Below are 26363 nucleotides of genomic sequence, written 5' to 3'. Positions count from 1 at the left end.
GTTCCGTCTGCGTGCAGGGGCACGCGCGCCCGCACCTCCGGGGCGGCTGCCGCCGCCCCGCAGAAGCCCGGTCCTCGGGGGCCGGCCGGCTTCGAAGGACCGGGATTCAGCCGCCGGGACTCAGTGATTGTGCTGGCGGAGCCGGTCCTGCGCCTGGGTGGCGATCACCGCGGCCTGGATGCGGCGCTCCACGCCGAGCTTGGCGAGCAGGCGGGAGATGTGGTTCTTGACGGTCTTCTCCGCGAGGAAGAGGCGCTGGCCGATCTGCCGGTTGGTCAGCCCCTCGCCGATCAGCGCCAGGATCTCCCGCTCCCGGTCGGTCAGACCCGGCAGTTCGTCCGGCTCCGGTTCGGGCTCCTGCTCGTGCCGCAGGCGGGCCATCAGCCGGGTGGTGGCGCTGGGGTCCAGCAGGGACTGCCCGGCGGCGACCGTGCGGACGGCGGAGACCAGGTCGGAGCCCTGGATCTGCTTCAGCACGTAGCCGGAGGCGCCGGCCATGATGGAGTCCAGCAGGGCCTCCTCGTCGTCGAACGAGGTCAGCATCAGGCAGGCCAGTTCGGGCATGCGTGAGCGCAGCTCCCGGCAGACGCTGACGCCGTCCCCGTCGGGCAGGCGGACGTCGAGCACGGCCACGTCGGGGCGCAGCGCCGGGACGCGCACCAGGGCCTGGGCGGCGTTGGCGGCCTCGCCGACCACGGAGATGTCGTCCTCGTCGTTGAGCAGGTCGTGCACGCCGCGGCGCACGACCTCGTGGTCGTCCAGCAGGAAGACCCGGATCGGTTCGTCGGGGCCGGGGCGCCGGCTGTCGGCCATCTAATGCTCCTAGTAAGTCCTGGCAGGGTGGTCCTCGTGAGCGCACCGGATTCCGTGCCGCGCCGCACGTACCCGGTACCCGGCCCTATCTTTCGCCATGTCCGGGCCGGAAGGCCAGGGCCGGTCGGCCCTTGGTCACTCTGCTTCCGCGCGTACCCGTCCGGGATTCGTACCCCGGGACCGGGTCCGCATGCCGCACCGGGCAGGACTGCCGGCCCGGGAGCGGGGCCGGGTGGCCCCTGGGACGCGGGCGCGGGCGGCGCGAGCGTGGAGACCCGGAAACGCGACCGAAGGAGCGGAGCACATGACCACCAGAGAACCGGGCCTCCCGGAGACGACCACGGCAGCCGTCCGGGTGCGGGCGGCCGAAGGCGATGTGGACGAGGCCTCGCTCTCCTACGTACGCACCAAGGTGCACGCGGTGCTCGACCGGCCGGGGCTGCCGGAGCTCGGTGGTGAGGTGCGCGTCTCCCGGGCCGCGGCCCACCGCACCGAACAGCCGTGGAGCGCGGGCGGCGAGATCCGGTTGGGGGGCGAACTGATCGTCGTCCGGGCGCGGGAGGCGAGCGTCCGGGAACTCGCGGACCGGCTGCAGGACCGGCTGCGCGGCCAGGTGGAGCGCGTGGCGCACCGTGGGGACGACGCCCGTCGGACCGCCGCGCCGCCGCCCTGGCGGGGCGGCCCGGACATCGGCCGGGAGGACCGGAGCGAGTCCGTCTGACAGCGGCCCCGGCCCGCCGGTCGGCGCAGCCGAGCCGGGCGGCGGGCCGGTGGGCCGGTGGGCCGGCGGGCGTCACGGCCGTCCGGCCGCTGCTTCGGTGAGGAGTGCGCCCGCTCCCGGCCGGCATCCGCCGGGGCGGGCGGCGGCGCGGGTCCGCCGGCCTCACTCCCAGGGCCGAACGGCCCTAGCGCGCGGTTCCGGCCCAGGATCGAATGGTCCGCTGGGCCTGGCCGATCAGTCCCGTCCGTCCCGCAAGCCACCGCCGATCACGCACGGAAGCCCGCCATGGCCCTCCACGACGCCCGTCCGACTCCCGTCGGTTCCCGCCGAACCATCGAGCTCGACAGCCGCGAATCCCTGCGGCTGCTGGGCAGCGTCTCGTTCGGCAGGATCGTCTTCACCCAGCACGCCCTGCCGACGATCCGCCCCGTCAACCACATCCTCGACAGGGACGACATCGTGATCCGCACCCACGCGGCGGCGGCACTGACCTCGCGCACCGGTCAGGCCCGCGGGCCCGGCGTCGTCGTGGCGTACGAGGCGGACACCATCGATCCGGACACGCACCTGGGCTGGAGCGTCGTGGTGACCGGCTACGCCCATCTGGTGACGGACCCCGCGGAACTCGCGCGCTACCAGCGGCTCCTGCATCCCTGGGCGGAGCGCACCATGGACCACGCGGTGCGGATCCGCCCGGATCTGGTCACCGGGCTGCGGCTCGCCGCCACCGACGCGTGACGCGCGCCGCTCCCTCCGCACCGCGCCGGCGAGGCCTGCCCGTCGCTCCGACCCGGCGGGGTACTCCTGCCATGGGTCGTGGTCGCGTGGATGCTCCGGCGCGTGGGACGACCGCGTGCGAGGATGGCGGCCGTGGCTGCCACCGAAACGGATCTCCTGCTCAAGCGGTTCGTCTCCGCGGTGAGGCAGGCGGTGCCGACGGTGGCCGTGTGGGCTCACGGTTCGCTCGCGCTGGGCGACTTCCGCCCCGGACGCAGCGACCTCGATCTCATCGCGGTCGTCGAAAACCCCCTGGACGCCGGTGACCGGGATCGACTGGTCGACATGCACCGGAGGCTCCTGGCGGAGGAACCGTCGGCAGCCGCGTTGCACTGCTCGTACGTGGTCGGAGCGGCGCTCCCCGAGGCCGGGACCGACCACGTCACGTGGGCCCACGGCACGATGCTGCGGCGTCCGGTGACTCCGGTGACGCGCCGAGAGCTGCTCGACGGCGGGCTCACTCTCCACGGGCCGCCGCCGGCGGAACTGGTTCCGCCGCTCCTGCCCGGGCAGTTGGAGGACTTCATCCGACGTGATCTGGCGGAGTTCTGGCTGCCGGCCACGGCCAGCCCCCGGCTCTGGCTCCGGGACGTCTGGGTGGACCTGGGGCTTCTGGTCCTGGCCCGCGCCACCGTCACGCTGCGCGACGGGCGGCTGATCACGAAGGGGGAAGCCCTCGCGGAGCTGCTGGAGATCGGCGCTCCCGCAGACGTGGTCCGGGACATCGGCGAGCGCCGCTACGCAAGTCCCGAGCCGATCGGCCGCTTGCGGCGCATCCGCCGGGGGATGCGCGCCCGGGCCTTCGTACGACGCGGCATCAAGCACGCTCTGGCCACGGGCGGAAGCCCTCGGCAGGCCCCGCCCGGGGCCCCCTCCGCAACGTGATCACGCGTGCTCGGTGCCTCGGGTACGGCGTGATCACGGTCTGCGGCCGGGGTGCTAAGTGTGGGGCACCAGGGCGACCGGCGCGCCGGTGTGCCGCAGCACGGTCCGGGTGACGGGCCCGACGCCGGGCCGTCGGGCGCGGCACCCGAGGACGAGCAGTGAGGCGTCCCGTGCGGCGTCCGCGAGGTGGGCGCCGGCGGAGCCGATCACCGTCTCCTCCGTCACCTCGACGCACGGGTACTTGTCCCGCCAGGGACGCAGTGCCTCGTGCAGGGCTGCGCTCGCGTGGCCGAGGAGGTCGTCCTCGGTGCCCTGCCCGGTACCGGGCCGCGGCGGAGCCGCCCGGCCGCACACGACCCGCAGAGCGGCTCCGCGCCGTTCGGCGGCGTCGAGGGCGAATTCCAGCACGGCGTCGGAGGGCCGGCCCGGCCGCGCGACACCCAGGACGACGTCGCCGCGGCCCACGCCCGGTCCGGTGTCGTTGCCGTCCGCCGGGACGAGCACCACCGGTCGTTCTGCACGGGCCAGTACGGCTGCCGCCACCGGACCCGGGAGGAGTCCGGCGGTCCGGCCCGGGCCCGCCGACCCGAGCACCAGCAGTTCCGTCGCGCGGGCGGCTGCCGTCAACGCCGCGGTGGGCCGCTCCGGGGTCTGCCCGGAGGTCACTGTGAGGCCGGGGTAGCGCTGCGCGAGGGCCGCCTCGGTCCGCTGGAGCAGGGCCGTGGAGCGGTCCGCACGGTCCGCGTGGTCCGCGTGGTCCGCGTGGTCCGCGTGGTCCGCGTGGTCCGCGTGGTCCGCGGGGGGCGGTACCGCCCCGCCCGCACTCGGTGCGCGGCCGGAGGGCGGTCGCCCTCCCGCGTGCAGGAGGCGGAGTTCCGCGGTGAGCAGCCGGGCCTCGCGGGCGGCCCAGTCGGCGGCGGCCAGGCTCTCGGGTGAGCCGTCCAGGCCGACGGTGACGGTACGGGGCATCTGGGTCTCCTTCGGGTGTGGCCCCACTGTGCTGTCGAAGGCGTCCGGTGCAGCAGGGGCTGCAGGTCCCGTTGGGGCGCCGTTGGTCCTCTGGCGGGGTCAGGGCGGGTGGTGCCTCCAGAGGTGGGGGCGCCTGCCTCCAGGGGCGCCTGCCTCCAGGGGCGCCTGCCTCCAGGGGCGCCTGCCTCCAGGGGCGCCTGCCTCCATGGGCGGGTGGTTCCCTCAGGGGCGGGTTGTTGCGGCGGGCGCACCTCGGGGGCGGGCGCTGCGGGTTGCGCGGTCCGCGGCGGGGCCCTGGGCCGTGCGCCCCTCCCCGCCCGCCGCCGCATACGGCAGCGCACCGCCCGGCGGGCGGTGCCTCGCCGGGCGGTGCGCGGTGGTGCCGGTGCCGGTCAGCGCAGCCACTGGTTGCGCTCGACGAAGGGCAGCGAGGCCCAGAGCCGTCCAAGGCCCCAGGTGGCCCCGGCACCGACGGCGGCCAGTGCGATCATGACGGCCGCGTAGAGGAGGTGGTAGTCGACGAACGGGTTCGTCGACATGCTCGGCGAGCCGTCCGACAGGTGCTGGGCGGGCGGCCACTCGGCCAGCCACATGAACGCCATCAGCAGCGTTCCGGCGACCGCGGTGATCCGCAGCGCGACGCCCGCCATCAGCGCGACGCCTATGCCGAGAAGGCCGAGCATGAACAGCCAGTCCGCCCAGGCCGCGCCGGCCCAGGCGTGGAAGGTGGACTCCATCGGTCCGGCGGCGACGTGGCTGAGGAAGCCCTTGGTCGGCGAGCCGCCGTCGATCCAGCCCTTGCCGGAGGAGGTCGCGTAGCCGAGGCCGAAGGTCTTGTCGAGGAACGCCCACAGGAACACGAAACCGGTCAGCAGGCGCAGCCCGGCGAAGACATGGGCGCTGGTCGCCGTCAGGGTGCCGACGGACTCCGGCGCCGTCCCGGTCCGGCGCAGGGCCGGGAAGCGGAAACCGAGGTGGCGTTGCGGGTTTTCGTGAACGGCCATGGTGTTCATCCCCTCCGAGGGAGTGACGCGGTGTCTTGTACGTCTCTCGTTGCGACTTCAATATCCCGCGTCACGGCGCCCGGACCGCAGGGGCCACGGGGCCCGGGCGCCGGCCCGAACGTCCCTTCGTCCGGGCCTCGTTGGCTCAGCCGTCCCAGGTCCAGTCGGCGACCTCCGGCAGGTCGGTGCCGTGGACGCGGATCCAGTCGTGGTGGCGCAGCCGGGTGTCCTCCATGCGCTGCCGGACGGACGCGGCGCGCACCGCGAGGCCGGGTACGCGGTCGATGACGTCCATGACGAGGCGGTAGCGGTCCATGTCGTTGCCCACCACCATGTCGAACGGCGTGGTGGTGGTGCCGATCTCCTTGTAGCCCCGCACGTGCAGGTGGCGGTGCCCGGTGCGGCGGTAGGCGAGTCGGTGGATCAGCCAGGGGTAGCCGTGGTAGGCGAAGATGACCGGTTTGTCGGCGGTGAAGAGTCCGTCGTACTCGAAGTCGGTCATGCCGTGCGGGTGTTCCTCGCTGGGCAGCAGCCGGGCGATGTCGACGACGTTGACGACGCGCACGGCCAGGCCGGGCAGGTGGCGGCGGAGCAACTGGGCGGCGGCCAGGACCTCCAGGGTCGGCACGTCGCCCGCGCAGCCGAGGACCACGTCCGGCTCCCGGCTGTTGTCCTCGGTGCCCGCCCAGTCCCAGATCCCGGCGCCGCGCGCGCAGTGCGTGCGCGCCTGGTCCATGCTCAGCCAGTCGAAGCTGGGCTGCTTGCCGGCGACGACGACGTTGACGTAGTCCCGGCTGCGCAGGGCGTGGTCGGCCACGGAGAGCAGGGTGTTGGCGTCCGGCGGCAGGTAGACCCGGACGGCCTCGGGGCTCTTGTTGAGGATGTGGTCGACGAAGCCGGGGTCCTGGTGGGAGAAGCCGTTGTGGTCCTGCCGCCACACGTGCGAGGTGAGCAGGTAGTTGAGGGAGGCGATGGGCGCGCGCCACGGCAGCTTGCGGGTCACCCGCAGCCATTTGACGTGCTGGTTGACCATGGAGTCGACGATGTGCACGAACGCCTCGTAGCAGGAGAACAGTCCGTGCCGGCCGGTCAGCAGGTAGCCCTCCAGCCAGCCCTGGCAGGTGTGTTCGGAGAGGATCTCCATGACCCGGCCGTGCCGGTCGAGGTGTTCGTCGACCTGGAGGGTCTGGGCCTGCCAGGCCTTGCCGCTCGCCTCGTAGACGGCCTGCAGGCGGTTGGACGCGGTCTCGTCCGGGCCGACGATGCGGAAGTCGCGCCGTTCGGCGGTGGCCCGCATGACGTCCTGGAGCAGGTCCCCGAGGACCCGGGTGGGTTCGTGGCGGGTGGCTCCCGGCTTGTCGACGGGGACGGCGTACTTCTCCAGTTCGGGGAGCGGGAGTTCACGTACCAGCAGGCCGCCGTTGGCGTGCGGGGTGGCGCCCAGGCGGCGCGTGCCCTCGGGTACGCAGGCCAGCGTCTCGGGGCGGGGCGCGCCGTGCTCGTCGAAGAGTTCCTCGGGCCGGTAGGAGCGCAGCCAGGCCTCCAGCTGGCGCAGGTGATCGGGGTTGTCCCGCACGGCGGCCAGCGGAACCTGGTGGGCGCGCCAGGTCCCGGCCACCGGAACGCCGTCGACCTCCGCCGGGCCGGTCCAGCCCTTGGGGGTGCGCAGCACGACGACCGGCCAGTGCGGGCGTGCGGTGGCACCCTCCTCGCGGGCGGCGCGCTGCGCGGCGGCGATGCGGTCCAGGGCGGTGTCGAAGGCCTCGGCGAGGGCGCGGTGGACGGCTGACGGGTCGTCACCGGTCACGTGGATCGGGTCGTGGCCGTATCCCCGCAGCAGTTCGTCGAGTTCGGGTTCGGGGAGGCGGGCGAGCACCGTCGGGTTGGCGATCTTGTAGCCGTTCAGGTGCAGGATCGGCAGGACGGCGCCGTCGTTCACGGGGTCGAGGAACTTGTTGGAGTGCCAGGACGTGGCGAGTGGTCCGGTCTCGGCCTCGCCGTCGCCGATGACGCAGGCGACGAGGAGGTCCGGGTTGTCGAGGGCGGCGCCGTAGGCGTGGGACAGGGAGTAGCCGAGTTCGCCGCCCTCGTGGATGGAGCCGGGTGTCTCGGGAGCGACGTGGCTGGGGATGCCGCCGGGGAAGGAGAACTGCTTGAACAGCCTCGCCATGCCGGCCGCGTCCTGGCCGACGTCGGGGTAGGTCTCGGTGTACGTGCCCTCCAGCCAGGAGTTCGCGACCACGGCGGGGCCTCCGTGCCCGGGGCCCCAGACGCACAGCGCGTTCAGGTTGCGTGCCCTGATCACCCGGTTGAGGTGGGTGTACACCAGGTTCAGGCCGGGCGAGGTCCCCCAGTGGCCCAGCAGCCGGGGCTTGATGTGCTCCGGCCGCAGCGGCTCCGTCAGCAGGGGGTTGGCCATGAGGTAGATCTGACCGACGGACAGGTAGTTCGCGGCGCGCCAGTGGGCGTCCAGCGTCCTCAGCTCGTCGGGGCCGAGGCGCGGGGACGCCTGCTGCGTGTCGACGGACATTCGGGTTCCCTCCGGTTGGCGGTGCGGGGACGGTCTCTGCGGTCCGTACCCCACCACCCTTGCCCCGCGGAGGGGTTACCGACAGGGCCCACCGGCCCCATCCGGCCGAGTGGAGTCCGTCATCCGGCGGCCGGAACCAGCAGCACGGGGCAGTGGGAGCCGTGCAGCAGTGCGTGCACGACGGGGCTGGGCGCGCCGGTGCGGCGAGGCGCTCCGACGACGACCAGGCCGGCCTGGCGGGTGGCCTCCGGCAGGGCGTGGGCCGGAGCGGTGCGGACGGTGCGGGCATCGACCGCGACCCCGGGGTGGGCTTCCCGCAGACGGGTGAGGGCGAACCGCGGCACGTCTTCCTCCGCCTGCTCCTCGCGGGCCTGATGGCGCTGGCCCGGGCTGGTCGCCGGGAGCGGGGAGGGCAGTTCGGGCGTCAGGTGGCGGTGGGTGGAGGCGTGCAGCACGCGCAGCGGGGCGCCGCGCAGTTCCGCCTCCTCGAAGGCGCGGGCGGCCGCGTCGGCGTCCGCGTCGCTCTCCAGTCCGAGCAGTACCGGCTGGGCCCCGTCGCAGGGGTGGTCGCCGCGGACGACGAGCAGCGGGCCTCGCGCCCGGGCGGCCAGGCGTGCGCTGACCGAGCCGGCCAGCAGGCCGGTGAGGGTCCCGTGACCGCGGGTGCCGACCACAGTCAGCACCGCGCGGGCGCTCTCCCGGGCGAGTGCGGGCACGGCGCCGCCCTCCACGGGGACGGTGAGGAGGGGCAGTCCGGGGTGGCGTTCGCGCACCCGGGCCTCGGCGGAGGCGAGCACCGGCGCGGCCTCGTCCGCGTCGGGCACCGCGTACAGGACGCGCAGTTCGGCGCCGCGCAGCGCGGCCTCGTCCGCGGCCCGGTCCAGGGCCCGTACGGCGTTGAGGGAGCCGTCGACTCCGACGGCCACGTGCTGGAGGGTCATGACCCGTTCCCTTCGTCTCCTGCCGGTGCTCCGGTCTTGTCCTGCCGGATGCTCCGGATCCTGCGCCGGCTGCTCCGCTCCCGTCCGGCGGGGGCGCGCCTCGATGCTGCGCCCGGCGCCGGCACCGGGCGCAGGGGCCACCGGGGCACGGCCGGCCGCCGGAAGGCCCTCGGGGCGGGGCCGACCGGCGGACCGGGGCCGGTGAGCGGCGGCTGGGCGGGCGCGGCCGGCCGGAGCGGGGCCCGGCCGGCGGCAGCGGCGAAGCGGAGCCGGCGGCAGCGGCGGGTCGAGGCGGGCGGGGACGGTCAGAAGGGGCGGTCGAGGCCGTACAGGCTGCGGCCGCCGACGAGTTCCCGTCCGGTCACCAGCTCCGGTTCGATCCGGACGAAGACCTCCTGGGGCGAGGGCGCCCAGGAGCGGGGGCCGGTGCGCACCAGGCGTTCGTGGTCGGCTGCGTCGGTGACGACCGCCGCGGGGCCCGTGACGACGACGCTCCAGCCGCTGTGCCGGGCCGGGTCGACGTCGTCGGCCTCGAACGCGACGACGGCTCCGTCGATGGCGCGCACCAGTTCGGAGTCCTTGGAGGCGCGCATCAGCACGGCTCCGTCGTGGTCCAGGGAGAAGTTGACGGGAAGGACCGCCGGCAGGGCGCGGCGGGTGTGCACGACGCGGCCGATGGCCGACTTCGCCAGCAGGCGCATGCACTCCTGCCGGTCGAGCTCCCGGAATCCGTCGTTGACGTACATGGAGGTCCGTCCGTCTCTCCCCGGTGCCGCGGTCGCGGCACCCCGGTGTTCAGCGTCCGCCCGCCGGTGCCGCCGGCCCGAGGGCCGTCGGTCCCGGTGTCGCGGACGAGAGTCCTCTGCCCGGCGTCCGGTCAGACGGATATCCGGCGGCCGGTAATGGCGACCGGGACGATGCGCACCCACTGGGAGCGCCGCCCGCCGGCCCACGGGGTGCTGTGCGCGCGCCCGTTCAGCCGGCGCACCGCGGCGGAGTCGGTGACCGCCTCGGCGTCCCCGCGGACCAGGACGCTCCAGCCTCGGCTGAACGCCTCGTCGATCCGGTCGACCTCGAGTGCCACCCGCTGCCCCACCGCCCGCGCGGGCGTGGCGTGCGCGGCGGTGCGGAAGACGACGGCACCGTCGACGATGCTGTAGTTCACGGGCACGACGACGGGTCCGTCCTCCGTGGACACCGCCAGGCGTCCCACCCCGTGGGTGGCGAGCAGCGCGCGGCACTCCTCGGGCTGCAGGGCGGTGAACCTGGCGCCGCGGACGGCCTCTCCCGGGCCCGGCGGCTGGTCCGCGGTGCCGCCGGTGAGTTCGGCCACGGTGGTTTCCAGTGCGCCGGCCAGGCGGATCATGGCTCCGGCGCCGGGCGTGGCGGCCGGGTGCTCCTCCAGGTGGCGCAGATAGCTGGCGGCCATGCCCGCGCGGGCGGCCGCCTCGCGACGGCTGAGCCCGAGCTGCGTGCGCCGCAGGGCCAGGCGCCGCCCGAGGTCGCCCACGGGGGCCTCGTGCTCGGGTACGCGCGGGGCGGGCCCGGGGCGTACCGGGGCGTCCGCCGCGCGGTGCGGTGAAGTCTGCTCGGCCATGGCGGTCAGGTCCTCTCGTCAGGCCGTGCGGACGGCCACTTCCTCGTGCGGTTGTCCGCCGAGCACGACCTTGAGCGCGCCGGTGTCGGCGGCCCGGCCGAAGATGTCGTAGGCCTCCTCCATGCGTTCCAGCGGGAACGTGTGGGTGACCAGTTCCGACACGGGCAGCCGGCCGGCGGCGGCCATGCGCAGCAGGGCGGGGGTGGTGCGGGTGTCGACCAGGCCGGTGGTGAGGGTGAGGTTCCTGCTCCACAGGTCCTCCAGGTGCAGGGTGGCGGGCCGGCCGTGCACGCCGACGTTGGCGACGCGGCCGCCGGGGCGCACCATGCGGGTGCACAGCTCGAACGTCTCCGGCAGCCCGACTGCTTCGACGACGACGTCCGCGCCGAGACCGTCGGTGAGGTCGGCGACCAGTTGCTCGGGGGTCTCGGCGGGTTCCGCCACGGCGTCGGCGCCCAGCTTGCGTGCCGCTTCCCGCCGGGCGGCGGCCGGGTCGACGACGAGGATCCGCTCGGGGCTGAAGAGCCGGGCGGTGGCGACGGCGGCCAGCCCGACCGGGCCCGCACCGACCACGGCGACGGTGTCGCCGGGCTGCACCCGGCCGTTGAGCACGCCGACCTCGTAGGCGGTCGGGAAGATGTCGGCGAGCAGCACGGCGTCCTGGTCGGACAGGGTCGCGGGCAGCGGGTGCACGGAGAGGTCGGCGTAGGGCACGCGGACGTACTCCGCCTGGGTGCCGTCGATCAGGTGGCCGAGGATCCAGCCTCCGCCGCCGCGGCACTGGCCGTACGCGCCGGCGCGGCAGTAGCCGCAGCGGCCGCAGGCGGTGATGCAGGAGACCAGGACGCGGTCGCCGGGGCGCACGCTGCGCACGTCGGAGCCGGTCTCCACGACCTCGCCGACCGCCTCGTGGCCGAGGACCGTTCCCTCGGGCACCTCGGGCACATCGCCCTTGAGGATGTGCAGGTCGGTGCCGCAGATGGTGACGGCGGTGACGCGGACGATGGCGTCGGTCGGCTCCGCGAGGGCCGGATCGGGGACGTCCTGCCAGGAGGAGCGGCCGGAGCCGTGGAAGACGAAGCCCTTCATGACGTTCCTTCCCTGCTCGGTTGCTCGGCGCGCGGCGTGGGCGCGCGCCCGGTCGGTGGCGCTCCGGCACATGGCACCGATGTGCGCCACATGTCCACCTTGTCGGGCGCGCCGGTGGCGGCGCTTGGGCCGGTCGGCCCCGGTGGTCCGCCGGTCGGGGTCGTCGTGGTCTGCGGCCGGGCCGCCCGTGCGGGAGGGACCGGTCGGCCCTACCGCCCGCCGGGCCGGTCGGCTTGGCTCGACCGCATGGCCGGATCCTTCACGTCCCCTGCTCCGGGGACCAGCGAGCGGGTCGTAGCCGGGACGACGGTGGTCGCGGTGTGCGACGACCTCGATCTGGTGTCGGCGGCGCCGCTGTCGGCGCGCCTCGACCTGCTGACGGCGGGTCCGCGTCCGGACGTGGTGATCGACCTGCGGGCCGTGGAGTTCATCGACTGCTCCGGGCTGGGTGTGCTGTGCCGGGCCCGGAACCGCGCGCTGCAGCGGCGCGGCCGGCTGCGGCTGGTCGCGGACAGCGCGCGGCTGCCGGACCTGCTGGACCGGGTCGGGCTGCAGGGCGTCTTCGACGTCCTGGCCCGCCTGCCGGAGGTGCTCGGTGCCGGTCAGGCGCCGCCGCCGGGGACGCACGGCACGGACACGCCGGGCTGAACGGCCCCACCGCGCGCCTCACAGGGTCCCGAACGGTCCCCCCTTCCTCCCCTGATCGGCCCATGCCGGCACCGCACGGAGGCTGACATCGTCGAAACCGTCGGGGGCCGGGACGCCGGGGGCGGCGAGGACTGGACGGCCCGGTCTTGAGGACGGTTGGGAGGTGGGGACGGATGAGCGGCAGGCAGCGTACGACGAAGGCCCTGTGGCGGTGGCGCGGCAACCCGCTGCGGCGGCGCGACGACGTCATCGAGGCATGGGTCGTACTGGCGGTGTGGCTGGTCGTGCTCGTGGGGGGCACGCTCGTCGGCCTGGTGTCGGCGCACGCCGCCGACGCCGTCTTCGCCGAACAGCGCGACACCCGGCATCCGACTCGTGCCGTGCTGGTCACGGACGCACCGCGGGAGACCGGCAGTGTCGGAAGCTCCGCCCGGACCTCGGCCGCGGTCCGCTGGACGACCCCCGACGGCACCGTGCACACCGGGCGGACCCTGGTGCGCTCGGGTCTGCCCGCCGGGGCCACGGTCGAGGTGTGGCTGGACTCCGGCGGTGCGCTGACCACGAGGCCGGCGAGCAGTACCGAGGCGTCCGTGGAGGCCGCCGTGTTCGGTGGCGCGGCGGCGCTGGGGCTGGCCGGGCTGGCGTGGGGCACCGGGGCCGTCGTGCGGTGGCGGCTGGACCGGCGGCGCATCGACGCATGGGGCAGCGAGTGGGCCGTGGTGGAGCCCGGCTGGAGCCACAAGACCGGCTGACGCCCGCCGCGCCGGAGAGGCCGGCGCTCGCCTGCCGGGCCGGCTTCCGGGTGGGCCTACCGCGGTGCGCGATCCGCGTCGAGGCGGTTCACCCGGGCCACGTTCTGCCGGTCCTCGGCGTCCGTGCCGGCCTCGCCGGCGAACCAGGCGTCGAGGATCTCGTTCAGCAGGGGCTCGGAGGTCAGCCGCAGGCTCAGCGCCAGCACGTTGGCGTCGTTCCAGCGCCGCGCGCCGGCGGCCGTGTAGCCGTCGGTGCACAGAGCGGCCCGCACCCCGGGCACCTTGTTCGCGGCGATCGAGGCGCCCGTGCCGGTCCAGCAGCACACCACCGCCTGTTCCGCGCGTCCGGCCGCGACCTCCCGGGCCGCCGCCTCGGTGCAGGGCGCCCACTGCGGGTCGTCGCCGGGCAGCAGCGCCCCGTGCCTCGCCACCTGGTGGCCGCGCCGCTCCAGCTCGGCGACCAGGGCGCGGGCCACGGGTTCGTCCATGTCGGAGGAGACGGAGATCCGCATGGCCCGGAGCCTACCGCCCCCGCACCGCGAGCAGCGCGGCACGGACCGGGCGTACGCCGGGCCGGGCGGGTACGGCCGGGTCGGCACCGGTTACCGGCGGGGGTGCCGTGGTACCCGTATCCCGCAATGGACGTGGTGCGCAGGTTCGACGCCTTCCAGCGACGGCATCACTGGTTCGGCATGCCACTGGGTGTGGTGTACAAGTTCGCCGATGACCAGGGGATCTACCTTGCCGCCCTGATCGCCTACTACGCCTTCCTGTCCCTCTTCCCGCTCCTGCTGCTCCTGGTGTCCACACTGGCGGTCGTGCTGCAGAACGACCCCGAGCTGCAGAATCGCATCCTGAACTCGGCGCTGCGCAAGTTCCCGGTGCTCGGTTCCCAGCTCAAGGAGAACATCCACTCCTTCCGCGGCAACGGGGTCGCCCTGGCCGTGGGTGTCGTCGGCAGCGTCTACGGCGCACTGGGAGTGGCTCAGGCCCTCCAGCACGCGCTGAACAAGATCTGGGCGGTGCCCCGGCACGCGCGCCCGAACCCGCTGCGGTCCCGGTTGCGCGGTCTGTTCTTCATCGGCCTGCTGGCCCTCGGCCTGATCGCCACCACCGTGCTGACCACGGCGGCTGCCTCGGCGCACGCGTTCGGGCTGAACGTCGGCGGCCAGGCGCGGGCGGGCACCGTCCTCGCCGTCGTGCTGCTGAACGCCGTGCTGTGGGTGCTGACCGTCAGGATCCTCACCCACGCGGAGCTGGGCACCCGCCACCTGTGGGCTCCCGCGCTGGGCGGTGCCTGCGCCTGGCAGCTGCTGCAGTGGGGCGGGGCCTTCTACGTGCGGCACTACCTGAGCGGTGCCGGCGCCACCTACGGGATGTTCGGCATCGTGCTGGGGCTGCTGGCCTGGCTGTACCTCGCGGCGCTGGTCTTCGTGCTCACCGTGGAGACCGCTGCGGTGCACGCCCGGCGGCTGTGGCCGCGCAGTCTGCTCACCCCGTTCACCGACGACGTCCGGCTGAGCCACGCCGACCGCAGGGCATACCGCTCCTACGCCCTCACGGAGAGTTTCAAGGGCTTCCAGAAGGTCACCGTCGAGTTCCACGGGCGCCCGTACCCGGAGGCCAACGACACCGGCCCGGACGCGGGACCTGACGCGGGTGCTGACGCGGGTCCCGGCGGGGCCGGCGCGCCGGCCGACGCACGGGGCGGGAGTCCGCTGCACCGCGGCAGACGCGACTCGGGCGGGCAGGGCCGGGCCGGACAGGACTGGGGCGGGCGGGACGAGGAGGAGCCCCGCCGGAACACCGCCGGCTGACCTCGGCTCACCTGAGCCCTGCCGGGACACCGCCGGCCGACCACGGCTCACCGATCCGGTGCGGATTCGGATTCCGGTGCAGGATGACCCAGGGGAGCGCAGAGAACGGACGTCCCACCGAAGCGGTGGTCGTCCCCCGGACGGACGGAGGGAGCCGGCGTATGAACGCCGTCGTCCAGTGGCTCACCCGGCTGCCCGGGCCGACGGTGTACGCGGTGGTGGCCGCTCTGGTCTTCGCCGAGGACGCCCTGTTCTTCGGCTTCGTGCTGCCCGGTGAGACGGCCGTCGTGGTCGGCGGGGTGCTGGCCCGGCAGGGCACCGTCGATCCGTGGTGGCTCGCGGCCGTGGTCGTGCTCGCCGCGATCGCCGGGGACAGCGTGGGCTACGAGGTCGGCCGGCGTTTCGGTCCTCCGCTGCTGCGTGCTCGCCCGCTGCGACGCCATGCCGAGCGTGTGGAGGGGGCCCGCGACCTGATCCGCCGCCGCGGCCCCGTCGCGGTGTTCCTCGGCCGCTTCGTCGCGTTCCTCCGGGCGCTCGTGCCCGCCCTGGCAGGCGTCTCACATCTGCGGTACGGGCGGTTCCTGCTGTTCAACGCCCTGGGCGGACTCGTCTGGGGCGTCGGGTACGTCTTCCTCGGCTATGCCGCGGGAGCGGCGTACCAGCGCGTGGAGAGCCTGGTCGGCCGGGGTATCGCCGTCCTGCTGGCGGTTCTGGTCGTCGGGGCCCTGGCCGTTCGGCATTTCCGTCGGCACCGGCGCGACGAAGCTCCGCCCGGGGCCCCGGACGCGGCCCCGCCCGGGGAGGGTTCCGCGGACCGCCGCGACGGGACCTGACCGGACCCGCCCGGGTGTGCTCCGCCCGGGCGTGTCTGCGGTGGGCCGCCCGCGCCGCGGGTCACGATCGGGGGACGCGGCACCCCGGCTGCGGTGGCGCGGTGTCCGTCGCTGCCGGGCCGGCTCCCGAGTCAAGGAGGCACAGTGGAGTTCGACGTGATCGTGGAGATCCCCCAGGGGTCCCGCAACAAGTACGAGATGGACCACGAACTGCACCGCATCCGTCTGGATCGGCTGCTGTTCACCTCCACCAAGTATCCGGCCGACTACGGCTACATCGACGGCACTCTGGGACGCGACGGCGATCCGCTCGACGCGCTGGTCCTGGTCGGCGAGCCCACGTTCCCCGGCTGCACGATCGAGTGCCGCGCCGTCGGCATGTTCGTGATGAAGGACGAGCGCGGACCCGACGAGAAGGTCCTCTGCGTGCCCGCGCACGACCCGCGCCACGCCTCCGTCCAGGACATGCAGGACATCCCCGAGTTCGACCGGCTGGAGATCACCCACTTCTTCGAGGTCTACAAGGACCTGGAGCCGGGGAAGAGCGTCGAGGGCTCCCACTGGGAGGGCCGCGACCAGGCCTACGCGGAGATCGAGAGGTCGCGCGCCCGGGCCGAGCAGGCGGCGGCCGCCCGCCGGGACTGACCGCCGGAACACGGAGTACCGCCGCCGGATACGGCCGCCGGATACGGCCGCCGGACACCGCCGCCGGATACGGCCGCCGGATACGGCCCTCGACGTGCCGGGGCACGCAGCGGGCCGTCCGGGGGCATGGGGCCGTTCCCCTCCCGTACCCCCGGGGTGCCGGTGACCGGCCGTCCGGCCGCCGGCGTCAGGTCAGCGCGAACCGCTGCGCCGCGGAGCCGTTGCAGTCCCAGATCTGCAGCCGGGTGCCGTTGCCGGTCGCACCGCTCGGCGAGTCCAGGCAGCGACCCGACTGCGGGTTCAGCAGCGAACCGTCCCCCTGCTGGACCCACTTCTGGCCGCCGACACCGTTGCAGTCCCACAGCTCCACCGGGGTGCCGGCGGCGGTGCCGTTGCCGTCGATGTCCAGGCATCGGCCCAGCGTCCGCAGCGAACCGTCGGCCTGGTGGTACCAGTGCTGGTCGACGGCCCAGGACTGGCAGTCCCACAACTGGACAGCCGCTCCGTCACCTCCGGTGTCGTCCGCGGCGACGTCGACGCACTTCCCGCCGGGGCCGGAGACCGGGCCACCGCCGTCGACGGAGAACTTCTGGGCCGCGGAGCCGTTGCAGTCCCAGATCTGCAGCCGGGTGCCGTTGCCGGTCGCACCGCTCGGCGAGTCCAGGCAGCGGCCCGACTGCGGGTTCAGCAGCGAACCGTCGCTCTGCTGCACCCACTTCTGGCCGCCGACACCGTTGCAGTCCCACAACTCCACCGGGGTGCCGGCGGCGGTGCCGTTGCCGTCGATGTCCAGGCATCGGCCGATGGTGCTCAGGGAGCCGTCGGTGTGGTGCTGCCAGTGCTGGTCCTCGGCGTAGGTCTGGCAGTCCCACAGTTGGACGGCCGTGCCGTCGGTGCCGGTGTCGTCGGCCGCGACGTCGACGCACTTGCCGCCGGGGCCGGTGACGGTGCCCCGGGGTCCGTTGGGCACGTCGGTCCCGCCCGCGTAGCCGACGGAGACGATGTTCGCCTGGACGGCGTTCTCGGCGGCGTCGCTCGGGTAGCCGGCGACCATGACGCCCTCGAAGAAGGTGCCCCGGTTCCGGTTGCTGTTGTCCCCGCCGGTGCCCAGGATGATGCCGCCCTCCTGCTGCATGGGCCGGTAGCCGCCGCGTGTCGGCAGTGCGCCGTCCCACCAGGTGGTGAGCGGGCCGGAACGGGAGTCGCCGCCCTTGAGGGCGTACCTGGTCCGGCCGTCGTTCTTCAGCACCGCCGTGACGAAGGCGGTGCTGTTGCCGCGGTTGGCGGTGTTGGAGCCGTTGTCGCCCTGGAACATGCCGTTCTCCAGGTCGGCCTCGACCCAGGGCCCGCTGCCGGTGCACGGGGTGAAGTAGCAGGTGGTGGCGATGGACACGGCGTCCATGTGGCCGTTTCCGGTGTCGGCCGGGGTGCTCTCGGCGTTGCCGTAGTCGAAGCAGCAGTCGGAGCCGACGTGCGTGCCGCTGGCGACCATGTAGGCGCCCTCGGGCTGCCCGTTCACGGCGACGCCGGACGCCGCACCGGTGTAGCGGTAGCCGACACCCGGCGAGATCCAGATGCCGTACACCTTGTGCCCGCCGGCCGTGACCGCGATCTCGCTCGCGTCCGCTCCGCGGTCTGCGCCGCCGGCGGTTCCGGCCGGCCCCGGGAGGAGGTCGTTGTGGCGCGAGGTCTGGTCGTACACCTCGGTGATCCGGCACGTGGTGCGCTGGCAGAAGGCGTCCTGCCGGCCGGCGTCGGCGTAACCGCCCGGCGACAGCACCCCGATGTCGGCCCGGGCGCCGTCCGAGGCACGGGTGACCTGGTACAGGGGGCCGTCGTAGTTCGACAGCAGGGCGCGTGTGGTGCTGTGCGCGGCGACGCAGGGGGTGCCGGCGGCGCCGTAGATGTCGCACGGCAGCGATCCCGCCGCCTGGGAGGCCGCGGGGAAGCCGATCAGCAGGCCGAGGAAGAGGGCAAGGGCCGCCAGTGCGGAGGACAGCCGGCCGAGGCCCCGCGGGTCCGGTGGCCCCTCGGCGCCTGACCGGGGGTCTCTCACAGCGGCGGATCTCACGTGGCGCATGGTGTGCTCCCGGTGACGGAGGAAGGGGGGAGGAGCTCAACTTGCCTGTGTGGCGGGCGAGTCGACCTCGCCCGACGCCTCCGCCGGAACGTACGCGCACGGGTCGACCGCGTCAATATTTGTTGCTTCCTTTTTCTTCTCACCCGGGGAAGCGTCCACTTATGTTTGTTTGCGTGCGGACCCATGGCGGGTGCGCCACCCGACCGCACGCCATCAAGTCCGGGAATCAACTTCCATCTGCTGCAGACGGGTTGACCTGCCGATTGGTGCAGTCCAATAGTGGTAGCGCTCCCAAGGCGCCTTCCCCCCACCCCACTCTGGAGGCCGTCGTGCTTTCCCGCCGTGCCCTTCTCACCGCTGCGGCGGCCACCACGGCCGCCCTTCCGCTCGCCGCCTCGGCCACCGCCGCGACCTCCCGCTCGTCGACCGACGCGCTGGCCGCGGCCTCGCTGCCCCTCGCCCTCGCCAACAACTCCGGCGGCTCCGCCCCGGTGTACGCCTACGTCTCCGGCGCCGACACCTCCGGTTGGCCCGGCTTCGTCACCGCGGACGGACGGTTCCAGCGGCTGCCGAGCCCCTCCTCGGTACTCACCCCGGTACCGGACTACTCCATCCCGCTCGGCGCCTCGGGTTCCGCGCCCACCCGGCTGACCCTCGGCGAGTACGTCATCGGCGGCCGCGTGTGGTTCTCCACCGGACGCAAGATCCAGTTCTTCGTCAACCCACCCGGCGGCAACGGCGGCGTGCCCGGCCTGGTGCAGCCCGGTTTCACCAGCTCCGACCCCAACTGGGAGACGAGCTGGACGTTCTGCGAGTTCACGTACAACGCGGCGAACCTGTACGCCAACATCAGCTACGTCGACATGGTCGCCCTGCCCGTCTCGATGGCGACCACCGGCGCCGCCGGATCGCAGTCGGTGCCGGCACTGCCCTCGGGCGCCCTGGCCTCCATCGCCGGCGGGCTGCAGGCGCAGCACGCGGCGGACGGCGCGCCCTGGGACCGGCTGGTGGCGACCGACTCCTCCGGAGCCGTCCTGCGCGTGCTCGCGCCGTCGCACAGCCCGGTGGACTTCGGCACCTACTGGAACCCGTACCTGGACCGGGTCTGGGACCACTACCGCGGCAACACCCTCACCGTGGACGGCCAGGGCTCGATCGGCGCCTACTCCGGCACCGTCAGCGGCGACGTACTCACCTTCGCCGGCCTCGACACCAACGGGGTGCCGTTCACCAAGCCCTCCGCGGCCGACATCTTCGGCTGCGCCAGCGGCCCCCTGTACAACTCCGGGGCCGACGCCCGCTCCGCCGTCGCCGCCCGCCTCGCCGCCGCGCTCAACCGCTCCAGCCTCCTGGTGGCCGGCGGCTCGTCACAGCCGAACGGCGTCACCCCCGCCCAGTACTACACCGAGTCGGTCACCAACCACTACGCGCGCCTGGTGCACCAGTACGCCACCAAGGGCTACGCCTTCCCCTACGACGACGTCGGTCCCACCGGCGCCGCGCCGGTGGACGGGCACCTCCAGGATTCGGCGCCCACCTCCTGGACCGTCACCCTGGGCCCCGGCAGCGGCTCGACGAACCCGCCTCCCGGCGGCGGCACGAGCGCCTACTCCACCATCCAGGCGGAGGACTACGCCTCGCAGAACGGCACGCAGACCGAGACGTGCACCGACACCGGCGGCGGCCGCGACGTCGGCTACCTCTCGGGCGGCGACTGGCTGAGGTACGCCTCGGTGGACTTCGGCTCCTCCTCCCCCACGCAGTTCCTGGCCCGGGTCGCCTCGGGCGCGGGGGCCGGCGTCAGCGGCGCGGTCCGGGTGCGGCTGGACAGCGCGGGTGGACCGCAGGTGGCCGAGATCGACCTGGCGTCGACCGGCGGCTGGCAGTCCTGGCGCACCGTACCCGCCAACATCACCCGCGCGGTCACCGGCGTGCACGACGTCTACCTGAGCTTCGAGGAGAGCTCCGTCGACTTCGTCAACGTCAACTGGTTCACCTTCAGCAACTGACCCGCCGCGCCCCGCCGACGCCCGCGCACCCGCCGCCGGCGGCCTACGGGCCGCCGGTGTACGGCTCCGGGGCGGCGCCCGCCGGACGTACCGGCGGACCCTCCTCCGCCGCCCCGCCACGGCGCGCGGGCCCGGCGGCTTCCCGGGCGTACCCTCCGCGGCAGGGCCGCGCGAACGCGTCCACGATCAGGAACTGCGCCGCGACGTAGGTGAGCATCACCGCCACGGTCCGGCCGGTGAACCCGACGCCGGCCGCACCCAGTCCGACCATCAGGTCGGAAACCACGAAGAGGACTCCGCCCCGGGCCGCTCCCGGCCCCCGTACGCCCGCGGTGGCGGCCATGAGCACCAGGGCCAGGCTGTAGACGGCGACCAGCGGGGTCATCAGCGGCCCCAGTGCGGGTGCCAGGGCGACGTTGGCGACGGCCCACACCGAGAGGAAGCCGGCGCTGACCGCCGGCCGGGACCGGAGGCGCTCCACCGCCCCGCCGGCGAAGAACGCGGCAAGGTAGCAGAGCTGCATGCCGAGGAAGCACGCCGTACCGGCCGCGAACGCGACCGGACCGGACAGCATCAGGGCCGTGTCACCGGCTGCCGCCAGGCCGAGCCCGGCGATGACGACGCCGTGCCGCGTGCCGGTCGCCCGCCACAGGTACACCGCGAGCAGCGGCGCGAGCAGCGGTTTGGCGACCCATTCGAGGACGGGCAGGTGCGCCGCGACGGCCAGCAGGTCCACCGCTGCCGCCGCCGCGTAGGCGATGACCGGGATCCGCATGTCAGCAGTCCCCCTTCGGCGTCCAGCCGGGCGGGCCGAACAGGTAGCCGGTGCGGTCCCGCCAGCGGGTGGCGCCGCGCACGTCGCGCCACGCGGCGGCGTACTCGTGGAAGGCGACCCGCAGCGGGTTGTAGGTGTCGATGTTCTTGGTCAGGCCGTACACCGCCCGCTCCCCCTCGGGTTCGAAGGTCCCGAAGATCCGGTCCCACACGATGAGGATGCCGCCGTAGTTGCGGTCCAGGTAGGCGTTGTTGGAGCCGTGGTGCACCCGGTGGTGGGAGGGCGTGTTGAGGACCGCCTCGATCGGCCGCCACAACCTGTCGACCCGCTCGGTGTGCAGGAAGAACTGGTAGACGAGGCTGACCGACTGCTGGAGCAGGATCATCCACGGCGGGAGACCGCACAGCGCGAGCGGCAGCCAGAACGGCAGGGTCGTCATCGGCGTCCAGCTCTGCCGGAGCGCGGTGGACAGGTTGAACCGCACGCTGGAGTGGTGCACCACGTGGCTCGCCCACAGCAGCCGGACCCGGTGGTGCGCGCGGTGGAAGGCGTAGTAGGCGAGGTCGTCCGCGAAGAACAGCAGCACCCAGGTCCACACCGAGCCCGGGGAGAGCCGCCAGGGCGCCAGGCTGTAGAGCGCCGCGTAGGCGACGACCGCGAACGCCTTCCACGGCAGCCCGACGACCTGGCTGCCCGCACCCATCGACATGCTGGTGGCGGTGTCGCGGGCCTCGTAGCCGCGCTCCTCCTCGTCCGGCAGGAAGCGGTACGACAGCGCCTCGACGGCCACCAGGAGCAGGAAGGCCGGTATCGCGTAGACGACGGCGGGGATCATGCGGGATCTCCTTGGTGTTCCGGGGCCGCCCCGACCGCGGGCGCACTGCGGGCCAGCAGGGCGCGCGCCGCGCCCTCGGCCCCCTGCCCGTCACGTGCGGCGATGAGCGCGGCCAGTCTTGTGTGGGCCGAGACGTCCAGCAGTTCGGTCGCGCGGAGTTCCGCCGGCACCTCCCCGGCCGTCATGCCGCCGTCGACGAGGGTGTTGAAGGCGAGGAGGTAGGCGATGTTGCCGGAGCCCTCGACGATCAGACGCCACCAGGCGACGTCCGCCGCACCGAGTTCGGCGAGGTCGGGCCCCCGGCCCGCGTAGGCCTCGGCGGCCGAGACGATCTCCGCGGCGGCCTCGCGGGAGCAGCGGACGGCGCAGAGCCGCGCCGCGTCCGCGCCGATGGAGGCCCGCATCTCCAACACGTCCCGCCGCAGGTCGTAGGAGGAGGGCAGGCGCTCGCTGTGGGCGACCTGCACCGCGAGGTCGAGTCCGGCGGTCCGTCGCCAGTCGAGGACCCGGGTGCGTCCACCCTGGCTCACCTCCACCAGCCTGGCCTGCTGAAGCCGCTTGACCGCCTCCCGGACGGCATGGCGGTTCACCCCGAACTCGGCGGCGAGTTCCCGTTCGGCGGTCAGCGGGGCGCCGGCTTCGAGCGTCCCGCCCAGGATGCGGTCCCGGAGCAGCGTGAACAGCTGGTCGGAGACCGCCTCACGCCGGATGCGCTGCTCTGTCATGGCGCACAGCCTGGGCCCTGCGACAGCACTGGTCAACTGGTTGGACCAGATTTCCCGGGAACCGGGCGTCCTCCGGCGTCACCGGGATCCGGGACCGTCCCCGCGGGTGCGGGGAGCAGTTGCCCGCCTCGGGACCCGACACAGTGCGTGAGTGACGGGCATCCCGGGGTCGGTGCTCGTCGGGCAGGCGCAGGGGCAGCGGGCGAGGGGCGGCCCGGTGGCCGGCCCGGGGTTGTGGGGGGGGAAGTCGGCGGGCAACGTGACCTTCGTTGCCGTAGGGCCGATACTTCGGGTAGGAGCGTCACGGCCGTCCCGCGTCCTCCACTCCGTGCAGCAGGTCGGAACCACCCCTACCAGGCTCATGAGGAGATATCCATGAAGATGCTCATCAACGTCCCGGAGACCGTCGTGGCGGACGCGCTGCGCGGGCTGGCCGCCGCTCATCCGGAGCTGACCGTGGACGTGGAGAACCGGGTGATCGTGCGACGGGACGCCCCGGTTGCCGGCAAGGTGGCCCTGGTGTCCGGCGGCGGGTCGGGACACGAGCCGCTGCACGGCGGGTTCGTGGGACCGGGCATGCTGTCGGCCGCCTGTCCCGGTGAGGTGTTCACCTCCCCCGTGCCGGACCAGATGGTGCGCGCGGCGGCGGCCGTGGACAGCGGCGCCGGGGTGCTGTTCGTGGTGAAGAACTACACCGGCGACGTCCTCAACTTCGACATGGCGGCGGAGTTGGCCGAGGACGAGGGCATCCAGGTCGCCAAGGTGCTGGTCGACGACGACGTGGCGGTCACGGACAGCCTGTACACGGCCGGACGCCGCGGGACCGGCGCCACCCTCTTCGTGGAGAAGATCGCGGGCGCGGCGGCCGACGAGGGGCAGCCGCTGGAGCGGGTGGAGGCGATCGCCCGGCAGGTCAACGAGAGTTCCCGCAGTTTCGGTGTCGCACTGAGCGCCTGCACCACCCCGGCAAAGGGGAGCCCCACCTTCGATCTTCCCGCGGGTGACCTGGAGTTGGGCATCGGCATCCACGGCGAGCCGGGGCGCGAGCGGCGGCCGATGATGACCTCGGGCGAGATCGCGGACGTGACGGTGAACGCGATCCTGGAGGACATCAGTCCCCGCAATCCCGTCCTCCTCCTGGTCAACGGTATGGGGGCGACGCCGCTGCTGGAGCTGTACGGCTTCAACGCCGAGGTGCAGCGCGTGCTGACCGAGCGGGGCGTGTCCGTGGCCCGCACGCTCGTCGGCAACTACGTCACCTCCCTCGACATGGCGGGCGCCTCGGTGACGCTGTGCCAGGTCGACGGGGAGCTGCTGCGGTTGTGGGACGCGCCCGTACGGACCCCGGGGCTGCGCTGGGGCATGTGACCCGCAGCGAACGGCCCGGCAGCGGCCCCGACCGGCGTGCGGTCCGGGGTCGGCGGCCGTCACCTGCACGGTTCCGCCGTCGCCGGACGCCGCGGCGGGCCGTCGGCGGCGACCGGCACGGGTACCGCGGGCCGGTGCGGCACGCCGCCGCCCGGGCGGCGCCCGGCGCGTCAGGCGTGCGCTCCCGGGCCGTCTGTTTCCTGCATCTACTTCCTGCATCTACCGACCACGCAAGGAGTTTCCGTGCTCGACGCAAAGTTCTTCCGCCGTTGGATGTCGGCGACGGCAGCGTCCGTCGACCGCGAGGCCGACCGGCTCACCGCCCTCGACTCACCGATCGGGGACGCCGACCACGGCAGCAACCTCCGGCGCGGCTTCGCCGCCGTGACGGCCGCACTGGAGGAGGAGGCCCCCGACGCTCCGGGCGCGGTGCTGGTACTCGCGGGCAAGCAGCTCATCTCGAAGGTGGGCGGCGCGTCGGGCCCGCTGTACGGGACGCTGCTCCGGCGTGCCGGCAAGACGCTCGGCGACGCGGCCGAGGTGGATGACGAGCAGTTCGCGAAGGCGCTGCGGGCCGGTGTGGACGCGGTGATGGCGTTGGGCGGTGCCGCACCCGGCGACAAGACGATGGTCGACGCGCTGGTTCCGGCCGTGGACGCGCTCGGCGGGGGTTTCGCCTCGGCGGCGGCAGCGGCGGAGGAGGGGGCGCTGGCGACCACGCCGCTGCAGGCCCGCAAGGGGCGGGCCAGCTATCTCGGCGAGCGGAGCATCGGTCACCAGGACCCGGGTGCCACCTCCTCCGCCCTGCTGGTCGCCGCGCTCGTGGAGGCCTCCGGTGAGTGACGGGAAGCCGGTCGGGATCGTACTGGTGTCGCACAGCGCTCAGGTGGCCGCCTCGGTGGCGGAACTGGCGCAGTCGTTGGCGGGTGGTGGCGCGGAGGTGCCCGTCGCGCCGGCGGGCGGGACGGAGGACGGGGGGCTCGGCACGAGTGCGGAGCTGATCGCCGCCGCTGCCGCCTCGGTGGACCGCGGTGCCGGGGTGGCCGTTCTCACCGACCTGGGCAGCGCCGTGCTGACGGTGAAGACGTTGCTGGCGGACGGCGACGAGTTGCCCTCCCCCACCCGCCTGCTGGACGCGCCGTTCCTCGAGGGCGCGGTGGCCGCCGTCGTCACCGCGAGCGCGGGAGCCGATCTGGACGCGGTGCAGGCGGCGGCCGCGGAGGCGTACGAGTACCGCAAGGCCTGATACGGAGCCGGAGCCCGGCGGTCCCGCTCGGTCCCGCTCGGAGCCGCCGGGCCGCCGGGACCGGGGGATCCGGCGGCCCGGCGGGCCCGGCAGCTCCGGCGGCCCGGGCGGCTCCGCCGTCCCCGACGGGGTGCGTCGGCTGTTCCCCGGGTGGCGGCGGACGCGTTCGTGCCGGGGACCCGTCGAGCGGTGTGGCTCAGCCGCCGTCCACGAACCGCCGCGAGAGTCGCCTGCCCAGCGTCTCAGCGGCCGCGCGGTCCTCGATCGGCCGGACCCGGGCGTCCTTGAAGACGATGTACGTGACGTCGGAGGCCGCTCCGCCGCCACGCGGGTCGGCGCGGATGCCCAGTGCCTCGGCCGTGGCGTAGGAGGCCTCCCCGATGACGTCGCGCGGACCTGTGTCGCCGACGACGGCGTACCGTACGCGGCCGTCGTGGACGACGGCCGCGACGGAGCCGCCGTGCACCCCGTGCTCCCGGTAGTCCCAGATGCCGCTCGGTGCGGGCACCACGATGTACGGGACTTCCTCGGCGCTCAGCGGGCGGCCGTCCGACTGGGGGTAGGCGGTGCTGCCGGAGAACAGCGGATCGGTGCGGCGGTTGCACTTGGCTCCGGCGCGGCCGTCGCAGTCGATGTCCATGTCGGCGGTCCAGAACACCGCCTCGGACGTGCCGCACACCGGCACCGTGCGGTCCGCCCCGGCGTCGGTGCGGTAGCGGCCCGCGGAGACGGGGTGGCAGGTGCGGACCCTGGCGAGCAGGTCGGCGGCGCTGACATCGTCCTTCTGCGCGACCCGCTTCTCCAGCAGCTCGGTGGGAACGCGGGGGGCTGCGGCCTGGGACGCCGAGGGAGCCAGCAGAGCGAGGCCGACCGCGGCCAGCATCAGCGACGGAAGACGCACGATGGGAAACCCTCTCGTAGGGGACAGGACGGGCACACCCAGCCCAATCTGAGCCCGGTCCGGCCACGAGGCCAGCCCTGGGGGGCCGTACGGCGCAGGGGATACCGCCGTACGGAGCACCGCGCCTGACGGTCCGACAGGGGCCGGGGGCCGGGCCTGCCTCCGGCCCCGGCCTCCCGGCCACCCGCATCGGCGCGGCGACAGCGACGACAGCGGTCCGCGCCACGGGCACGAACTACCGTTATTTCTCGCAGTGTTCGGCCGTAAGAGGGTTCAGCATACGTACCGCCTGCGCGCTGTGGCCATCGGCCGCCCCACTTCCCCGCACGATGTCCACCGGCGTGGGGCCACTGTGCGAAGCGGCGCCGCGCCCGCTCGGTGCCGGTCCTCCGGCCCGGCCCGC

26 protein-coding genes are annotated in these 26363 nt (G+C 74.0%); 12 read left to right on the top strand and 14 right to left on the bottom strand.

The window, feature by feature from the left end; all coding sequences use genetic code 11:
* Window positions 1–120: 120 nt before the first annotated feature.
* Entirely contained in the window at window positions 121–813 is a 693-nt protein-coding gene (locus ACL02U_RS28550) for a response regulator (protein ID WP_412793863.1), read from the bottom strand.
* Between the two features lie 304 nt (window positions 814–1117).
* On the opposite strand from ACL02U_RS28550, the gene ACL02U_RS28545 reads away from it, so the two are divergent.
* From ACL02U_RS28545 to ACL02U_RS28535, 3 genes are all read left to right on the top strand, one after another.
* Entirely contained in the window at window positions 1118–1534 is a 417-nt protein-coding gene (locus tag ACL02U_RS28545) for a hypothetical protein (RefSeq protein ID WP_412793862.1), read from the top strand.
* Between the two features lie 285 nt (window positions 1535–1819).
* Window positions 1820–2272 (top strand): pyridoxamine 5'-phosphate oxidase family protein, encoded by a 453-nt coding sequence (locus ACL02U_RS28540; protein WP_412793861.1) that lies wholly within the window; start codon window positions 1820–1822, stop codon window positions 2270–2272.
* 123 nt (window positions 2273–2395) lie between these two features.
* The gene (locus ACL02U_RS28535; protein WP_412793865.1) at window positions 2396–3196 is read left to right on the top strand and encodes a nucleotidyltransferase domain-containing protein; all 801 of its coding nucleotides are present in this window, start codon (window positions 2396–2398) and stop codon (window positions 3194–3196) included.
* A gap of 54 nt (window positions 3197–3250) precedes the next feature.
* Here the strand turns inward: ACL02U_RS28535 and ACL02U_RS28530 are convergent, their stop codons facing one another.
* The 7 genes from ACL02U_RS28530 to ACL02U_RS28500 all read right to left on the bottom strand — a co-directional run bounded on the left by ACL02U_RS28530 (window position 3251) and on the right by ACL02U_RS28500 (window position 11326).
* Window positions 3251–4165: a universal stress protein gene (locus ACL02U_RS28530; RefSeq protein WP_412793860.1), complete on the bottom strand. Its 915-nt coding sequence runs from the start codon at window positions 4163–4165 to the stop codon at window positions 3251–3253.
* A gap of 392 nt (window positions 4166–4557) precedes the next feature.
* Window positions 4558–5169, bottom strand: coding sequence for a hypothetical protein (locus ACL02U_RS28525; RefSeq protein WP_412793859.1), 612 nt, complete (start codon window positions 5167–5169; stop codon window positions 4558–4560).
* Window positions 5170–5314: 145 nt separating this feature from the next.
* Window positions 5315–7699, bottom strand: coding sequence for a phosphoketolase (locus ACL02U_RS28520; protein WP_412793858.1), 2385 nt, complete (start codon window positions 7697–7699; stop codon window positions 5315–5317).
* A 119-nt stretch (window positions 7700–7818) separates the two neighbouring features.
* Window positions 7819–8640, bottom strand: a complete 822-nt coding sequence (locus ACL02U_RS28515; RefSeq protein ID WP_412793857.1) for a universal stress protein — start codon at window positions 8638–8640, stop codon at window positions 7819–7821.
* 305 nt (window positions 8641–8945) lie between these two features.
* On the bottom strand, window positions 8946–9386 hold the full coding sequence (locus ACL02U_RS28510; RefSeq protein WP_412793856.1) for a pyridoxamine 5'-phosphate oxidase family protein: 441 nt from the start codon (window positions 9384–9386) through the stop codon (window positions 8946–8948).
* 131 nt (window positions 9387–9517) lie between these two features.
* Entirely contained in the window at window positions 9518–10237 is a 720-nt protein-coding gene (locus tag ACL02U_RS28505; protein WP_412793855.1) for a pyridoxamine 5'-phosphate oxidase family protein, read from the bottom strand.
* Between the two features lie 18 nt (window positions 10238–10255).
* On the bottom strand, window positions 10256–11326 hold the full coding sequence (locus tag ACL02U_RS28500) for a zinc-dependent alcohol dehydrogenase family protein (RefSeq protein ID WP_412793864.1): 1071 nt from the start codon (window positions 11324–11326) through the stop codon (window positions 10256–10258).
* Between the two features lie 246 nt (window positions 11327–11572).
* Between ACL02U_RS28500 and ACL02U_RS28495 the strand changes: the two genes are divergently transcribed.
* Both ACL02U_RS28495 and ACL02U_RS28490 read left to right on the top strand, forming a co-directional pair.
* On the top strand, window positions 11573–11974 hold the full coding sequence (locus ACL02U_RS28495) for an STAS domain-containing protein (RefSeq protein WP_412793854.1): 402 nt from the start codon (window positions 11573–11575) through the stop codon (window positions 11972–11974).
* A gap of 173 nt (window positions 11975–12147) precedes the next feature.
* Complete coding sequence (locus ACL02U_RS28490; protein WP_412793853.1) at window positions 12148–12726, top strand: hypothetical protein; 579 nt, start codon at window positions 12148–12150, stop codon at window positions 12724–12726.
* Between the two features lie 56 nt (window positions 12727–12782).
* Here the strand turns inward: ACL02U_RS28490 and ACL02U_RS28485 are convergent, their stop codons facing one another.
* Complete coding sequence (locus ACL02U_RS28485) at window positions 12783–13238, bottom strand: RpiB/LacA/LacB family sugar-phosphate isomerase (RefSeq protein ID WP_412793852.1); 456 nt, start codon at window positions 13236–13238, stop codon at window positions 12783–12785.
* Between the two features lie 126 nt (window positions 13239–13364).
* Here ACL02U_RS28485 and ACL02U_RS28480 point away from each other — a divergent pair, with 126 nt between their 5' ends.
* The 3 genes from ACL02U_RS28480 to ACL02U_RS28470 all read left to right on the top strand — a co-directional run bounded on the left by ACL02U_RS28480 (window position 13365) and on the right by ACL02U_RS28470 (window position 16021).
* The gene (locus ACL02U_RS28480; RefSeq protein ID WP_412793851.1) at window positions 13365–14543 is read left to right on the top strand and encodes a YihY/virulence factor BrkB family protein; all 1179 of its coding nucleotides are present in this window, start codon (window positions 13365–13367) and stop codon (window positions 14541–14543) included.
* 161 nt (window positions 14544–14704) lie between these two features.
* Window positions 14705–15376 carry a DedA family protein gene (locus tag ACL02U_RS28475; RefSeq protein ID WP_412793850.1) on the top strand — a complete coding sequence of 224 codons (672 nt, stop codon included), beginning with the start codon at window positions 14705–14707 and terminating at the stop codon, window positions 15374–15376.
* Between the two features lie 144 nt (window positions 15377–15520).
* Window positions 15521–16021: an inorganic diphosphatase gene (locus tag ACL02U_RS28470; RefSeq protein WP_412793849.1), complete on the top strand. Its 501-nt coding sequence runs from the start codon at window positions 15521–15523 to the stop codon at window positions 16019–16021.
* Window positions 16022–16208: 187 nt separating this feature from the next.
* Here the strand turns inward: ACL02U_RS28470 and ACL02U_RS28465 are convergent, their stop codons facing one another.
* Complete coding sequence (locus ACL02U_RS28465; protein ID WP_412793848.1) at window positions 16209–18092, bottom strand: arabinofuranosidase catalytic domain-containing protein; 1884 nt, start codon at window positions 18090–18092, stop codon at window positions 16209–16211.
* A 338-nt stretch (window positions 18093–18430) separates the two neighbouring features.
* On the opposite strand from ACL02U_RS28465, the gene ACL02U_RS28460 reads away from it, so the two are divergent.
* Window positions 18431–20110 (top strand): beta-1,3-glucanase family protein, encoded by a 1680-nt coding sequence (locus tag ACL02U_RS28460; protein WP_412793847.1) that lies wholly within the window; start codon window positions 18431–18433, stop codon window positions 20108–20110.
* A 43-nt stretch (window positions 20111–20153) separates the two neighbouring features.
* On the opposite strand, the gene ACL02U_RS28455 is transcribed toward ACL02U_RS28460, so the two are convergent.
* The 3 genes from ACL02U_RS28455 to ACL02U_RS28445 are packed head-to-tail and all read right to left on the bottom strand — an operon-like array spanning window position 20154 to window position 22445.
* Window positions 20154–20885 carry a lysoplasmalogenase gene (locus ACL02U_RS28455; RefSeq protein WP_412793846.1) on the bottom strand — a complete coding sequence of 244 codons (732 nt, stop codon included), beginning with the start codon at window positions 20883–20885 and terminating at the stop codon, window positions 20154–20156.
* A gap of 1 nt (window position 20886) precedes the next feature.
* Entirely contained in the window at window positions 20887–21720 is an 834-nt protein-coding gene (locus ACL02U_RS28450) for a sterol desaturase family protein (RefSeq protein WP_412793845.1), read from the bottom strand.
* Window positions 21717–22445: a FadR/GntR family transcriptional regulator gene (locus tag ACL02U_RS28445; protein ID WP_412793844.1), complete on the bottom strand. Its 729-nt coding sequence runs from the start codon at window positions 22443–22445 to the stop codon at window positions 21717–21719. The genes ACL02U_RS28450 and ACL02U_RS28445 overlap by 4 nt, the downstream gene beginning before the upstream one ends.
* 375 nt (window positions 22446–22820) lie before the next feature.
* On the opposite strand from ACL02U_RS28445, the gene dhaK reads away from it, so the two are divergent.
* From dhaK to ACL02U_RS28430, 3 genes are all read left to right on the top strand, one after another.
* Window positions 22821–23813, top strand: a complete 993-nt coding sequence (gene dhaK, locus ACL02U_RS28440) for a dihydroxyacetone kinase subunit DhaK (protein WP_412793843.1) — start codon at window positions 22821–22823, stop codon at window positions 23811–23813.
* Window positions 23814–24056: 243 nt separating this feature from the next.
* Window positions 24057–24656 carry a dihydroxyacetone kinase subunit DhaL gene (gene dhaL / locus ACL02U_RS28435; RefSeq protein WP_412793842.1) on the top strand — a complete coding sequence of 200 codons (600 nt, stop codon included), beginning with the start codon at window positions 24057–24059 and terminating at the stop codon, window positions 24654–24656.
* Entirely contained in the window at window positions 24649–25059 is a 411-nt protein-coding gene (locus ACL02U_RS28430; protein WP_412793841.1) for a PTS-dependent dihydroxyacetone kinase phosphotransferase subunit DhaM, read from the top strand. The genes dhaL and ACL02U_RS28430 overlap by 8 nt, the downstream gene beginning before the upstream one ends.
* A gap of 196 nt (window positions 25060–25255) precedes the next feature.
* Here the strand turns inward: ACL02U_RS28430 and ACL02U_RS28425 are convergent, their stop codons facing one another.
* The gene (locus ACL02U_RS28425) at window positions 25256–25960 is read right to left on the bottom strand and encodes a glycoside hydrolase family 75 protein (protein WP_412793840.1); all 705 of its coding nucleotides are present in this window, start codon (window positions 25958–25960) and stop codon (window positions 25256–25258) included.
* Window positions 25961–26363: the final 403 nt, after the last annotated feature.

It is taken from the genome of Streptomyces sp. MS06, assembly GCF_047200655.1.
Lineage (GTDB): Bacteria > Actinomycetota > Actinomycetes > Streptomycetales > Streptomycetaceae > Streptomyces.
This window is presented reverse-complemented; position numbering and strand designations above follow the sequence as displayed.